Consider the following 13,047-nt stretch of genomic DNA (forward strand, 5'->3'; position numbering starts at 1 on the left):
TTATGATCAGCGTACTTCATTTATAAACGTGGAACAGAAAGAGGGTAGAAGTCATGGGCCATCTAGTTAAAGAGAATCTCAAAACCGTGAAGCAGCAGATGGAATTGGCTTGCCAAGCCTCGGGGCGCAAGATAGAGGATGTGCAATTGTTGTTGGCGACCAAAACCGTACCGCTGGAAAAATTGCAAATGGCTATACAAGCGGGTGAGACTCTATTTGGGGAAAACAAAGCGCAAGAACTTCGGGATAAATTTCCACTTATGCAGCAGTATAGTCAGGTCGAATGGCATTTTATCGGACATCTACAAACGAATAAAGTGAAGGACGTTGTCAAATATGTTACGCTCATTCATTCTGTGGACCGCTTGAAATTGGGGCAGACCCTGCACCATCAGCTCGTCAAAGAGAACAAGACTATGGATATTCTGGTACAAATCAACACGTCCTACGAAGAAAGTAAATTTGGTGCTCCTCCGGAAACGGCACTGGAATTGGTGGAACAATTGTCCCAGTTCGAAACGTTAAACGTGAAAGGCTTAATGACGATTGGAAAACTGAATGCTACAAACGAAGAGACTCGGCACTGCTTCCGATTATTAAAATCTATTCAAACAAAAATTAGGGAGAAGAAGTTTCCACGTGTAGAAATGGATATCCTTTCGATGGGCATGTCTGGTGATTTCAAGGTGGCCATCGAAGAAGGAGCCACCATCATCCGCGTAGGGACAAGTGTATTCGGCCAACGTTACTTACCGGACAGCTATTACTGGAACGAGAACGCACGCCAGGATGATTAGGAGAGAGGCAGGAGAACGTTTATGAACACAACATCCCATTCGCTGCGTGGACGCGATTTGATATCGCCGACCATTGCAGCTTTAATATCTGTCATTGTCAACTACGGGGGTACCTTTATTCTCGTGTTTCAGGCAGCAAAAGTTGCAGGTTTAAGTCCCGAAATAACCGCTTCATGGATTTGGTCAATCTCTATTGGAGTGGGTGTAACCGGGATATGGTTAAGTTATCGATATCGGGAACCGATTATTACGGCTTGGTCAACACCAGGCGTAGCTTTTCTCGTTTCGGCATTAGCGGTAACCCCTTATCCCGAAGCAATTGGTGCTTACATGATCTCTGCAATAGGATTTATTGTTTTAGGATTATCGGGCATGTTTGAACGTTTCGTCCGGCTTATTCCTCCAGGCATCGCTTCCGGGTTGTTAGCAGGCATTTTATTGCAGTTTGGCATTTCAGCCTTTGAAGGAGCAAAAGTTGACCCATTGCTTGTCGTTGTACTGTTTACCGCTTATATCGTGCTAAGACGGTTTACATCACGCTATGCGATTGTTGGCATACTGGCAATCGGACTGATTTATTTGATTTATATGGGGAAAGCAGATTTCAGTACGATCCAATTGTCAATCGCATCACCGGTATTTGTCGTTCCGGAGTTTTCGTTACATGCTTTATTGGGCGTTGCATTGCCGCTGTTTATTATTACTTTGACGGGACAATACATGCCTGGAATACTAGTATTGCGGAATGACGGGTTCAAGACGAGCGCGAATCCGATTTTGACCATAACGGGTTTGGGTTCGCTCCTTGCAGCACCATTCGGCTCGCACGCTTTTAATGTAGCAGCCATTACAGCAGCGATTTGTACAGGGAAAGACGCGCATGAGGATTCGACAAAACGTTATATTGCAGGTATTGCCTGTGGCATTTTCTACATAGTTGTTGGCATTTTTGGCGTGACGTTGGCAGCTCTGTTTTTGATTCTTCCTGCTACCTTCATCGCAACGTTAGCGGGATTGGCATTGCTTGGCACAATTGGCGGTAGTCTTGCGGGCGCTTTAACGGATCCCAAGGGACGTGAGACCGCATTGATTACGTTTTTAGCAACAGCCGCGAATGTGACCTTGCTTGGCGTCGGCGGCGCATTTTGGGGACTTGTCGCGGGATTGGCAGCACATCTATTGATTCATGGGAACTTTCATAAAGAGCAATACAAGCCGAGTGGAGTACAACAAGCCGAACAAAAACAATAGGAGGGAGGCGGAGTGGCTACGCCAGCCGACGCAGCTCTGATGATGCATCTGGGCGCAGAAGGCGTCTTTGTAGGATCAGGCATTTTCAAGTCGGACAGCCCCGAGAAGTTTGCACGTGCAATTGTTGAGGCCACAACACATTATGAAGATTACGCGTTAATTGCAGGAGTATCCCAAAATCTAGGAACCCCTATGAAAGGGATTGAAATATCTAGTCTGCGGGAGCATGAACGGATGCAGGACCGCGGCCAGTAACTGGATGGGAGCACGAATTGAGCTGCAATAAAGAGCAAACTCTGGCGGGGATGCTTGTACTATAAAAGCATCTCCGCCAGACGCTGAATGCCTTCTTCAATGGCTGCTTCATCTACTTTAGCAAAACCCAATACCCATCCTTTTCTATCGCTTTCCAAACAATACGTGCTAAGCGGATAAACACGGATTCCTTTTTCGAGCGCTAAGTTCGTCACGGCTTCTTCGTCAAACGATCTATCAGCCTCAAGAAGCATATGTAACCCCGTTTCTACGCCGCTTAGTGTGAAGTGTTCACTCAGACCTGTTGTGATGATGGCCTTCGTCATGGCTTCATGTCTGCGCCGATATACATTTCGAACTCGTCTCATATGGCGCATGAAATGACCATGTTCGATAAAATGAGTAAGCGTTAATTGCTCCATAATCGGAAGATGACGATAGGTTAATTCATGGACTTGGGCAAGCTGACGAATGGCTTCTTTGGGACCAATGATTGCTGATATCCGAATACCAGGAGCAACCATTTTGGAAAAACTCATCATATACAACGTATTCTGAGGTTGCTGACTGAACAAGGTTGGAAGTGGGTCACCGCGATATCGAAATTCGCTGTCATAATCATCCTCAACAATCCAAAACCGCTGCCGAGCAGCCATGTGTAACAATTGTTGCCTGCGAGGTTCTGACATAATAACCCCAACCGCACACTGGTGCGATGGCGTAACAAACACAAGTTTGGACCCGGGATGAATGCGGTCTACGCATAGCCCGTACTCGTCGACCGGAACAGAGACAACTTGCATACGCCGGTACTTCATCGCCATCCAAGCAGCAGGGAAGCCAGGATCTTCAACCGAAACCGTTTCTCCTTCATGTAAAAGAGCTTGGGCGATCAAATCGATGCTATGTTGTGCGCCTGAGGTTAATATGATTTGATCGATATCCACATGAACGCCCCGCTCTAGTGACAAATAACGTTGAATCTGTTCTCGTAGTGGCAGGAATCCATAGGCGTCGCCGTAAGCCCAACTGTCCAGGTCTGTTTCTGTGGAAGCATGTAAAAATGATTGTCTCCAATTCTTTTGAAAATGTTCGTCCAAATAAGGCTCATGGGGGCTGAAATCGATCTCTACTTTTCGATTTTCTTTGTCTCCGAACCAACTGTGCAAATGGCCGACTGCAGCGTTTAATAAAGGCAATTCGGGTGGAATGGGTCCTTGGGGCGCAGCATCTTCTGAAGGACGAGTCGCATATGTCCATTCACTAACTCTTGTTCCGCCGCGACGTGAGGTTACGGTGTACCCGCGGCTGAATAACTCCTCGTAAACAATCTGTATGGTTGAACGGGAAACACCAATCAATAGAGCAAGTTCGCGGGATGGGAGCAGCAATTCGCCTGGCGGCCAATTTCCGGTTGTGATATTATGGATCGCTTGGTCCAGCAGTTGCTGCCAGATGGGACGTTCGTCATCTCGATTTACTTTTAGCATTCATTCACTTCCAGTGTTTTATTGGAATTATGGATTGCCTTAAATATTAATATATGGATATTTAATAACAATCCATTGATTGATATACTATCATGACAATAGTTGTACTTGCAACACGACGGAATTAGACAAACGGATTTTGTACCTAACCAAGGGATGATGGGATCGAGAATAATTCAAAACGAAATATGCAGACAGAAAGGAAGATGTTCATGAAATATTTAGAACAACAAGACAGAGCAGTGGCCAACGCTATTCGGCAAGAACTTTCACGGCAGCGGGATAAAATAGAACTGATTGCATCGGAGAATTTTGTAAGTCGGGCGGTCATGGAGGCTACAGGGACGGTACTAACGAATAAATACGCTGAAGGATACTCGGGGAGAAGATATTATGGCGGATGTGAGTATGTCGATATGATCGAGGAGCTTGCCATTCACCGTATCAAAGAGCTTTTTGGTGCTGAACATGCCAATGTGCAGCCTCACTCCGGCGCACAGGCGAATATGGCGGTTTATTTTGCTTCAGTTAAGCCTGGTGACACAATTTTGGGCATGAATTTATCCCATGGTGGTCATCTTACACACGGGAGTCCGGTGAATTTTTCCGGAAGACTTTACAATTTTGTTCCTTATGGAGTCGATGAACAAACAGGGCGCATTGACTTTGACCAAGTACGAAAACTCGCTCATAAGCATCTTCCACGTATGATCGTTGCTGGCGCCAGCGCCTATCCACGAACGATCGAATTTGAGTTGTTCGCCCAAATTGCAGCCGAAGTTGGGGCCCTCTTTTTTGTGGATATGGCACATATTGCAGGAATTGTTGCGGCAGGCTTGCACCCTAACCCAGTACCACACGCGCACTTTGTTACGACGACAACGCATAAAACATTGCGAGGACCAAGAGGCGGTGTCATCATGTGCCGTAAACCATGGGCGCAAGCCATTGATAAAGCGATATTCCCTGGGTCACAGGGCGGCCCGCTTATGCATGTCATCGCAGCAAAAGCGGTTGCACTAGGCGAGGCATTGCAACCGGACTTCAAAACGTATATGGAAAAAACTCTTGAAAATGCTAACGTATTGGCGGAAACATTAATGAATGAAGGGTTAACCGTTGTATCGGGAGGTACAGATAATCATATTGTTTTGGTTGATTTGCGCACGATTGGACTTACGGGCAAAGAAGCTGAAATAATACTCGATGAAGTGGGGATTACTGCTAATAAAAACGCTATTCCTCATGATACGGCAAGCCCATTAGTAACGAGCGGCATTCGTTTCGGAACCCCTGCTATGACATCAAGAGGATTTGGATATAAGGAAATGAAAGAAATTGCTCAGCTTATTGGACTTGCCTTTAAAAATCCCAAGAGTCGGGCGGTTAAAGATCAGATATTAGGAAGTGTGCGTGAAATTACGTCTCAATTTCCTTTATATGAAGGACTTCAATAGTTTATTATCAGAGCTCCATCGTAAACTCAGTGCTTGAGTATATGCGCAGGTGAAGTGGAGGATCGGAGGGATTCTGGAGAAACAAGAGTATGAATGTCCCGGGTTATACGAAAGAGCTAGTAATTATGCCAAGACTTGTTTCGACCTTGAAGAATCCGATCCAGATTATTCATAAATTAGTTTTTCGGAGTTCTATGCATATCTCGAATACATGATGTTAGGTAACTCTGCCTCTAGGGTTACCTTTGTTTCTTAATATGGTTTGCAAAAATAAAAGAAATCAGTTATATTCAATGTAATTAGATAATCTAACTATAGGAGTAAGGAGGTATACAAATTGAAAAGAAAACCTGCCAAGGAATATACGACCGAGCAACAATTACCGAGACTTGGAACATCGCCTTATTTAAAGTTGATGGAGCGTACAGCCTCATCCGATACCAATTTAAATTCTGCGCATCTGGGACTGATTATGCTCTGGACGGGAGATAACATTTTAGATATGGTGGATATTGATTTAGCTGCTTTTGACATCACGGAGAGCAAGCTGGATCTATTACTCCTATTATCCCTTCACGCAGATCAGGAGTTGGTTACACCTTCATCCATAGCAGACCGATTGGGGATTCGTCGATCGTCCGTAACGGCCTTGTTAATATGGCTGGAGAAAAAAAATCTGATTGTTCGTGAACCGTATGCGAAGGATGGCCGCATGACTCACGTTCGTATTAGCGCTGAAGGCAGTACGCTTGTAAATCAAATATTGCCTACGTTCTGGTCTACATGCGCATCCCTTGTTGATGAATTAAATAAAGAGGAGCAAGCGGTGTTCCAAAAAGTGTTGGTTAAACTAAATGCAAGCTTAGAAAAACGACTTGGATCGGGTAGATAATTTTTTTGGTCATATAGTTAGATGATCTAATTACATGAAATCAGAGATGGATATAATCTGATTTGATAACCGTGATGGATATTACAACATGAAGGTATGTGATGCAAAATGAAACAAACTCAGCATTCCGGGGACCAGCAGCAGAGTCGTGAACTGCATTTTATATCGCTGCGCATCATGTTTAAGGAGATGTTCTTGCACACAAGGACACAATGGGTCTTGCTTATGCTTGGTGCCGTCACAGTGATAGCCATTTCCATTCTTGAATTTATGATCCCTCAGTTAACGAAAGAGATCATAGACCAGATCATCCCTGAAAAAAGGTATTACGCGCTACTAGAAACGGGAGGTCTTATCCTGCTAGCTTCATTACTGCTGGGGATATTTAAATTCAGTAGCAGTTATGTCATGACAATTGTTAGTCAGAAAGCAATTCTCCAGTTGCGAAACAAATTGCACAAACACACATTAAGTTTGGATTTGAAATTTTTTGACCGTAATCGGACCGGGGATCTGATGGCAAGGTTAACGAGTGATGTGAATCAACTACAGGAACTGGCTTCAGCCGATAGCCTGTCCATCATAGCGGATGTCATAACCTTCGCTGCGATCGTGGGGTACTTATTATATACGGACTGGCAACTTGCATTAATTACACTTACTACCTTGCCTTTCTTATTTGTAACATCACGATATTTCAGTCAACGCATTAAGAGTGCCTACAGAGCGGTACGTCACATATCAGCTCAGTTAAACAACTCACTTCAAGATACGTTGTCAGGCATACGAATGATCAAATCTTTTGCAAGTGAAGATGCGGAAGGTAAGCAGTTCGAGGCTTTGAGCGAACAGCATCGGATCGCCACAGTCTCTGCTTCACTGTTGACGGCGACTTTCTCGCCAATTATCGATTGGCTGAATTATGTAGGTATGACGTCGGTGCTCCTGTTCGGAGCGTGGCAGGCTATGCAGGGGAACATGTCCGTTGGTGATATCGTAGCTTACTTAGCTTACTTGCGTTTGTTGCAAGCGCCCATCCGCTCCTTTAGCAGAATGATTACCAAAGTACAGCAATCGGCAGCAGCATTCGAGCGCATTCAAGAAGTCTTAGCAACCGTTCCAGAGGTTTACGATAAGGAAGGAGCGATTGTTCTACCGCCAGTAAAAGGACAAATTGTATTTGATGATGTTGAGTTTGCATATGAAGAAGGACATCCCATTCTACAAAACTTCCAATTGAGGCTTCCATGTAACCAAACTACGGCTTTGGTTGGTTCGTCAGGATCAGGAAAGTCAACGATTGCTTATTTGATTGCCCGTTTGTACAGGATTTCTGATTGCAGGTATTGTTGGTCAAGTGGTTAGTAGTATGCTCAGTGAGCATTATGGCTGGAACGCTGCTTTTTATATTCTTGCCGTTGTTTATGCGGTGACCGCCACATTAGTGTTCTTCTTCCTTCCCAAAGGGGGTATCCAGCAGGCACACGCTAATATCTGGGAGCCTATTAAGCAAATTGGCAAAGTGTTTGTTCAAAAACAATTGGTGTTATGTTATCTGGTGGCATTCGTTCTGCTTATGTCTTTTGTAAGTATGTATACAGTGCTGGGTAACTATCTAAGCTCAGCTCCATATGAGTTAAGCAAGCAAGAAATTCTATCTGTCCGTTTTATCGGTATATTAGGCATGCTCGTTTCTCCATTTGCGGGAAGAATATCCAAGCATGTCGGGGTAGGTATAACGCTTCGCGGTGGATTGTTGCTAGCGATCATTGGTTTGGCGTCTATGGGGATGATTTCTAATTTGCCACTTCTTATTGTAATGAGCATCCTTTTTGTGGGTGGGATCGCACTAGCCGTTCCTTCACTTGTTTCGCTTGTTGGGCAAGTAGGCGGCAAGATGCGCGGGATAGCTGTATCCGTATACACTTTTGTATTATTTACAGGCACAAGCTTCGGTCCGATTATCTCGCTTCAGCTGATGAATAATGCAAGTTATTTAACTACGTTTCTTCTATTGGCATGTATTCTGTGCATTGGGTTGCTAGCAGCATGTCTTATTCATCATGAGGAGGCAGGGGAGTTAAACAGCCAGTAAATATGTGATCAATAAACAAAAAAACGATGAATACATCATAACGATTTTTTACTCTGAAGTCACGTGGGGCCCGCAATATGGTCTGGAGAAGCTCATGTCCAAATGGACATGGGTTTTTCTTTTTATTGTAGAGTATATCTATTGGGTATAGCTAGTTGTTGACCCACACGTACCTGTCATTGGTGGGATGTTCGTGTGAATCAACAGATTATTGGTGCCGGTATTGACTCTTTGAATATGGGCGAAAATTCCGTTGATGGAGGTACTTGTGTTGCAATTAAAGACTTGGGCCAATGCAAGGTTATTGCATTTTGGCCCAGCAAGGCAGGAATATAAGATTAAACTGTCGAAAGATGCTGTAATTTTTATCGTTGGATTAATTTTCATCTGATGTTAAAATATAACTCGTTCAGAAATAGGAGGGAAAATTTATGAAATGGGTTTGGGGAGTAATAACAGCGGTAGTATCAGTAATTGTGCAATTGCTTATCTTGAGTATCTTGGGTTTTAACTTTTTTAGCTTTTCTATGTTATTCATTATTCCAATCGGAGGGATTATTCTCGGTGGTATAGCCACCTTCGGGTATTTTTATAAAATTGTGAGACAGGGATTAAAGCCGAATAAAAACAACTACTTAATATCGCTTATTTTCATAGTACTTTCGTTTAGCGGGTTTATGTATGGAGAATATCAAATGGCATATGTCTCTTCATCGAATGAAATTAATTATAAGTTTGAGGGGGAGCACATAAGCAATTATATGTTTGGAGAATCAGATCAACCTATAACTCTATTGAATTATTATGATTATAAATTAAATAATAGCAGTTTAAGCATATTTTCAAGAGGACATGTAAGCAATGCAATAGATATTGAACCAAATAAGTGGGTAAACGTCAGCAAATTTCTTATACAATGTGTTGGTTTATTAATAGGTGGTCTAAGTGCTGGATTGCTGGTGACAAGTGGTAAGACACATTGTTCTTCGTGTAATAAAGCGTATTTACAGGAACATAAACTTTTGGAAGTAAATGATGAGATGATAGAGACTGTAGTAAGTGAAATCAATCAGTACATACAAAATAACAACGGTGAAGGATTAACAAAGTATATCACTGAACAAAAGGCGCTTTGTGAGGATGTAGCTTCCGATACTAATGTTAAATATGGATTTAAATTTGGTCATTGTCCTAATTGTCAACAGGGCTACCTGATAATGGGTTGTTATACGCAAGATAAACATGGGAACTTTGAAGAGCAAGAAGATAAAAAGGCAGTAACTTCTATCAGCCAAGAGATTGTAACTAATGTACTAAAAGCAGAAAAAGCATCATAAATGAAGAACGGCCGCTGCGATATTTTCCGGTTCTTCAGATGCGGCGGAATCCTTAGTTCTGTTTATTTTTCTATGTTATTGAACTTTTATCGTATCCATAAGTAAGACACGGACCAGATATATGAAACTATGAAACACTAACTCTCTCGTCAATTAATAAATGAAATATCCCCGTATTTATTAAAGCACGCCCATAACCCCGTGGATTGGTATCCATGGGGGGAGGAGGCTTTTGCTAAGGCACAGTCTGAGTACAAGACGATTTTCCTATCTGCCAGCTATTCGACTTGCCACTGATGGGATGTTCTCATGAATCAATATTAGAAGTTCTCGTGAACATAGTGTCAGGAAGCTGGAATTATCAATAGGTAAATTTTCCCACAAACCTTGTGCCCCAGAAAATTACAGCAGAAAAAGCTAAACTACAAGTTAGAAAGAGAGGTATAATACTTCCGCCGGAATACAACATGGTACCAATCATCGGCCCTGACGCCATGCCAAGATAACGGATGAAATTGTACACTCCAATAGCCGTAGCCCTCTCCTCTGGAAATAGCTCCGTAAGAAGGGTGGTAGGTATAGAGCCTGTCAAGCCCATAAAAAATCCAAAGAGACAAACATCTATAATAAGGAATGAAAGAGAGATTTGAGCAGTAAAAGCAAACAAAATAACGGATAATGCATGAAGTGAAAAACCGTAAATTAGGCTTTTTCGAGCGCCAAATTGATTTAACATCCACCCCCCAAGCTTAATGCTGATAATGGTAGAGAGGGACATTGCGAGCAGTATTATACCAGTCTTTGCAGGTTGAAAAGAGTAAGTATTGCTCAATATTTGCGGTACAAAGGTCAAATAAATAAAATAGACCATAAATTGAAAAAATCCAAAGATTAAGATGGTTAGACTCATCGGATTCTTAAAGATTAAAGAAAAGTTCTGAGCGCTGTTATGTTTCGACCCGGAGAATTCAGGTTTTGTCTCAGGCAATAGGATAAGATTAGCTATTAGAAGTAAAATGCTGATTGCTGCCAAAAACAAAAAGGTTGCCCCATAACCTAATCGCTCCCCAATTACACCTCCAATTAATGGCCCGATCGCAGGAGCAAGCATTAATAATAATTGGTAAGTAGCCATGCCTTGTGAAAGTGCTTTTCCACGAAATATATCGCCTATTATAGCAGCTGATACAACTGGAACTGCGGCAGCACCAATTCCCTGAAGAACACGAAAGAATAGCAAAAAACCAATGGATGGCGAGTAAGCACAACCGATAGAAGAGACAATATACACAATAATGGAGGGAATGAGAACGGCTTTTCTCCCTCTTTTATCAGCTAAGGGTCCGAAAACCATCTGCATGATTGCTAAGGCTAAAGTAAACAAAGAAACGGATAGAGTAACCAAATAGCTCGTTGTATGCAGCTCTTCTTGAACTTGTAGAAGCAATGGATTGTATAAGTTTTGTCCCAATGAGGCAACAAAAGCGCTAAAACCTATTAAATACAAAATAACACGTAATTTCATAATAACCCTCCTTAATATATGACTGACTACAAGTCAGTAGAACGTATCTTACAACATTGACTTTGAGTCAGTCAATAATTAAAATTAAATTTGAATGATGACAATAACCGAAAGAAGGATATAAATGGCCAGAATATCCAAAAATCCTGAGGTCCGAAAAGCGGAAATTATGGATGCTTCTTTAGAACTGTTTGCTAATAAAGGATTTGAAGATACAGCAGTAAGTGATATCGTCAAAAAAATTGGCGTGGCGCAAGGAACATTTTATTATTATTTTAAAACTAAAGAAGAGATTATGATCGCGCTTATTGATCGTTTTATGGTCGAACATGAGGAGTATATTAAAACCATTGATGAGGATTTACATATGTCGCCTGCTGAAAAGGTAAATGCCATTTTATTTGTAAAGCCTTTTCACCAAAAAGTTTCAGATTTTCTTCACCATGAAAATAATGCTTGGATTCATCAAAAATTTCTCGTTAAAAAAATTAATGAAATGACTCCATACTTGTCCCGAATATTGGCTGAGGGAACTAAAGAAGGATATTTTAAAGTTGAACATGCACAAGAAACTGCTGAATTTTTACTAACCGCAGTTAATTTCATGTTAGATCCAGGTATCTTCGAGTTGAAGGATAGTAAGCTGGAAGAAAAAAAGAATGTGGTGAAAAATATAGTTAATAATTTAGTGATAAAAGACTGATTCATCAAAGTAGGGTAAATAATCAATATAATCCCGTATTGAATGAAAAGGATTATCAAATCCGTAAGGAATACTTTCATCAAAATAACATGATCTATCCTTATTCCAGTTTTGGAAAAGATTTAGTATCAACAGAAGCATTATTATTTGATTTTAAAGAAAAACAGTCTAGTGGTTGGGGACTTGAGTTTCCTGAAGTAAATGGTATTCTAGATGATGTAGCTTTCATGTCTGATAAGGCTCAGGAGTTTATGAAGGAAGAGGATGAGTCCGTAGAAGACATGCTCAAGTTCGAACAGACCAATCTCAGCAATGTTCCTAAAAATATGAATGGCGAAGTGTTTACATATGTTGGCTCATTGACTGGTTATTATTTTCAAGCGTATGGAGCCGATTGTGCGCATTTATTTTATGAGAAGGATTTAGGAAAAGCTGTAATGTGTTTTGAATATACTTGATTCGAGATTTGGTAAAAAACAGATATTCATGGGAGACTATATAATGTGGGTTAATGTCTTTGAAAATGTGTTCGAAAAAAATCAAGGAGCAGGCCATGATGAAGTAACGGATTTTCTAAAGACGTGGAATGTCCAATTGTCTGAGCTAGAGATTCAGGAAATGAAGAGCAGACAGGTACAATATAATCAATACATAACATTCGATCCATCTCTCTGGGCTTTTCCGCAGAGGCAGCTTCCTTGTAGCTATATTGAATTCATACAATACTCAAATGGTGGAGAATTTCAAACCGGAGATCGATATTTTCAATTTTTTAGTATAAAAGAGTTTAGAGAGTATAATCTAGCATATGAATTTCCTGAGTACATGAAGTTTGCTGTTTCCTTTGGTATGGATGGTTGTGGGAATCATTATATTTTTGATATGAGAGAAGATATGAAAAACAACGAATATCCAATCCTTGTAGCTCATTCAGGATATTTAGACTACGAAGGCAGTGTAAAAGTAGCTGATTCTTTTTTGGAACTCTGTAAGGGTAGAACGTCAATGGATGATGAAATGGATAAATGTTGAACCATATCTCCTAAGCCTCAGTCCGGTGCAAATAGTAAGGATAGAGATTACATCGGAGTCGTTTATATAGGAACAGATTGTAACTTGGGAAAGGCAAAGCCCTTGGACGATTATAGGGATTGGGAACATCAGGCACCTACTATAGCGAGGAAGCAAACTTCTTGATATAATAGCAGTCACAAAAATCTATACATGCTGTATAGGGAGGGTTTT

Annotated in this window: 13 protein-coding genes and 2 pseudogenes; 13 read left to right on the forward strand and 2 right to left on the reverse strand. The window is 41.5% G+C overall.

Going from position 1 to position 13,047, the window contains the following annotated elements:
- Positions 1-53: 53 nt before the first annotated feature.
- The 3 genes and pseudogenes from L1028_RS14925 to L1028_RS14935 all read left to right on the forward strand — a co-directional run.
- Complete coding sequence (locus L1028_RS14925) at positions 54-797, forward strand: YggS family pyridoxal phosphate-dependent enzyme (protein WP_234535101.1); 744 nt, start codon at positions 54-56, stop codon at positions 795-797.
- 21 nt (positions 798-818) lie between these two features.
- Positions 819-2,048 carry a benzoate/H(+) symporter BenE family transporter gene (locus L1028_RS14930; RefSeq protein WP_234535103.1) on the forward strand — a complete coding sequence of 410 codons (1,230 nt, stop codon included), beginning with the start codon at positions 819-821 and terminating at the stop codon, positions 2,046-2,048.
- Positions 2,049-2,054: 6 nt separating this feature from the next.
- Positions 2,055-2,303: pseudogene (locus L1028_RS14935) on the forward strand (pyridoxal 5'-phosphate synthase lyase subunit PdxS); the annotation flags it as partial.
- Between the two features lie 59 nt (positions 2,304-2,362).
- On the opposite strand, the gene pdxR reads toward L1028_RS14935, so the two are convergent.
- Positions 2,363-3,793: a MocR-like pyridoxine biosynthesis transcription factor PdxR gene (pdxR, locus tag L1028_RS14940; RefSeq protein WP_234535105.1), complete on the reverse strand. Its 1,431-nt coding sequence runs from the start codon at positions 3,791-3,793 to the stop codon at positions 2,363-2,365.
- Between the two features lie 212 nt (positions 3,794-4,005).
- On the opposite strand from pdxR, the gene L1028_RS14945 reads away from it, so the two are divergent.
- From L1028_RS14945 to L1028_RS14975, 7 genes and pseudogenes are all read left to right on the forward strand, one after another.
- Positions 4,006-5,250 carry a serine hydroxymethyltransferase gene (locus tag L1028_RS14945; RefSeq protein ID WP_234535106.1) on the forward strand — a complete coding sequence of 415 codons (1,245 nt, stop codon included), beginning with the start codon at positions 4,006-4,008 and terminating at the stop codon, positions 5,248-5,250.
- Between the two features lie 337 nt (positions 5,251-5,587).
- A complete protein-coding gene (locus L1028_RS14950; RefSeq protein ID WP_234535108.1) occupies positions 5,588-6,142 on the forward strand; it encodes a MarR family winged helix-turn-helix transcriptional regulator in 555 nt (184 codons plus the stop codon).
- Between the two features lie 108 nt (positions 6,143-6,250).
- Positions 6,251-7,507, forward strand: a complete 1,257-nt coding sequence (locus tag L1028_RS14955) for an ABC transporter ATP-binding protein (RefSeq protein ID WP_234535110.1) — start codon at positions 6,251-6,253, stop codon at positions 7,505-7,507.
- Positions 7,455-8,237, forward strand: a complete 783-nt coding sequence (locus tag L1028_RS14960) for an MFS transporter (protein WP_234535113.1) — start codon at positions 7,455-7,457, stop codon at positions 8,235-8,237. The genes L1028_RS14955 and L1028_RS14960 overlap by 53 nt, the downstream gene beginning before the upstream one ends.
- Positions 8,238-8,432: 195 nt before the next feature.
- Positions 8,433-8,573 carry a hypothetical protein gene (locus L1028_RS14965; protein WP_234535115.1) on the forward strand — a complete coding sequence of 47 codons (141 nt, stop codon included), beginning with the start codon at positions 8,433-8,435 and terminating at the stop codon, positions 8,571-8,573.
- 95 nt (positions 8,574-8,668) lie between these two features.
- Positions 8,669-9,574, forward strand: coding sequence for a hypothetical protein (locus L1028_RS14970; RefSeq protein WP_234535117.1), 906 nt, complete (start codon positions 8,669-8,671; stop codon positions 9,572-9,574).
- A gap of 156 nt (positions 9,575-9,730) precedes the next feature.
- Positions 9,731-9,868 (forward strand): annotated as a pseudogene (locus tag L1028_RS14975) (DUF255 domain-containing protein); the annotation flags it as partial.
- A 67-nt stretch (positions 9,869-9,935) separates the two neighbouring features.
- Here the strand turns inward: L1028_RS14975 and L1028_RS14980 are convergent.
- Positions 9,936-11,099 carry an MFS transporter gene (locus L1028_RS14980; RefSeq protein WP_234535119.1) on the reverse strand — a complete coding sequence of 388 codons (1,164 nt, stop codon included), beginning with the start codon at positions 11,097-11,099 and terminating at the stop codon, positions 9,936-9,938.
- Between the two features lie 124 nt (positions 11,100-11,223).
- Here L1028_RS14980 and L1028_RS14985 point away from each other — a divergent pair, with 124 nt between their 5' ends.
- From L1028_RS14985 to L1028_RS14995, 3 genes are read left to right on the forward strand one after another with little or no spacing between them, the layout of a single operon-like run.
- Entirely contained in the window at positions 11,224-11,802 is a 579-nt protein-coding gene (locus L1028_RS14985) for a TetR/AcrR family transcriptional regulator (protein ID WP_234535121.1), read from the forward strand.
- 38 nt (positions 11,803-11,840) lie between these two features.
- Positions 11,841-12,260 carry a hypothetical protein gene (locus tag L1028_RS14990; protein WP_234535123.1) on the forward strand — a complete coding sequence of 140 codons (420 nt, stop codon included), beginning with the start codon at positions 11,841-11,843 and terminating at the stop codon, positions 12,258-12,260.
- 43 nt (positions 12,261-12,303) lie between these two features.
- Positions 12,304-12,834, forward strand: coding sequence for an SMI1/KNR4 family protein (locus L1028_RS14995; protein ID WP_234535184.1), 531 nt, complete (start codon positions 12,304-12,306; stop codon positions 12,832-12,834).
- Positions 12,835-13,047: the final 213 nt, after the last annotated feature.

The sequence above is a fragment of the Paenibacillus pseudetheri genome (genome assembly GCF_924513355.1).
GTDB classification, from domain to species: domain Bacteria; phylum Bacillota; class Bacilli; order Paenibacillales; family Paenibacillaceae; genus Paenibacillus_AQ; species Paenibacillus_AQ pseudetheri.

Bases quoted from the DNA above. Each gene is read 5' to 3' on its own strand.
- L1028_RS14925 (WP_234535101.1), top strand. From the start codon at position 54: ATGGGCCATCTAGTTAAAGAGAATCTCAAAACCGTGAAGCAGCAGATG.
- L1028_RS14930 (WP_234535103.1), top strand. From the start codon at position 819: ATGAACACAACATCCCATTCGCTGCGTGGACGCGATTTGATATCGCCG.
- pdxR (WP_234535105.1), bottom strand. From the start codon at position 3,793: ATGCTAAAAGTAAATCGAGATGACGAACGTCCCATCTGGCAGCAACTG.
- L1028_RS14945 (WP_234535106.1), top strand. From the start codon at position 4,006: ATGAAATATTTAGAACAACAAGACAGAGCAGTGGCCAACGCTATTCGG.
- L1028_RS14955 (WP_234535110.1), top strand. From the start codon at position 6,251: ATGAAACAAACTCAGCATTCCGGGGACCAGCAGCAGAGTCGTGAACTG.
- L1028_RS14970 (WP_234535117.1), top strand. From the start codon at position 8,669: ATGAAATGGGTTTGGGGAGTAATAACAGCGGTAGTATCAGTAATTGTG.
- L1028_RS14980 (WP_234535119.1), bottom strand. From the start codon at position 11,099: ATGAAATTACGTGTTATTTTGTATTTAATAGGTTTTAGCGCTTTTGTT.
- L1028_RS14985 (WP_234535121.1), top strand. From the start codon at position 11,224: ATGGCCAGAATATCCAAAAATCCTGAGGTCCGAAAAGCGGAAATTATG.
- L1028_RS14995 (WP_234535184.1), top strand. From the start codon at position 12,304: ATGTGGGTTAATGTCTTTGAAAATGTGTTCGAAAAAAATCAAGGAGCA.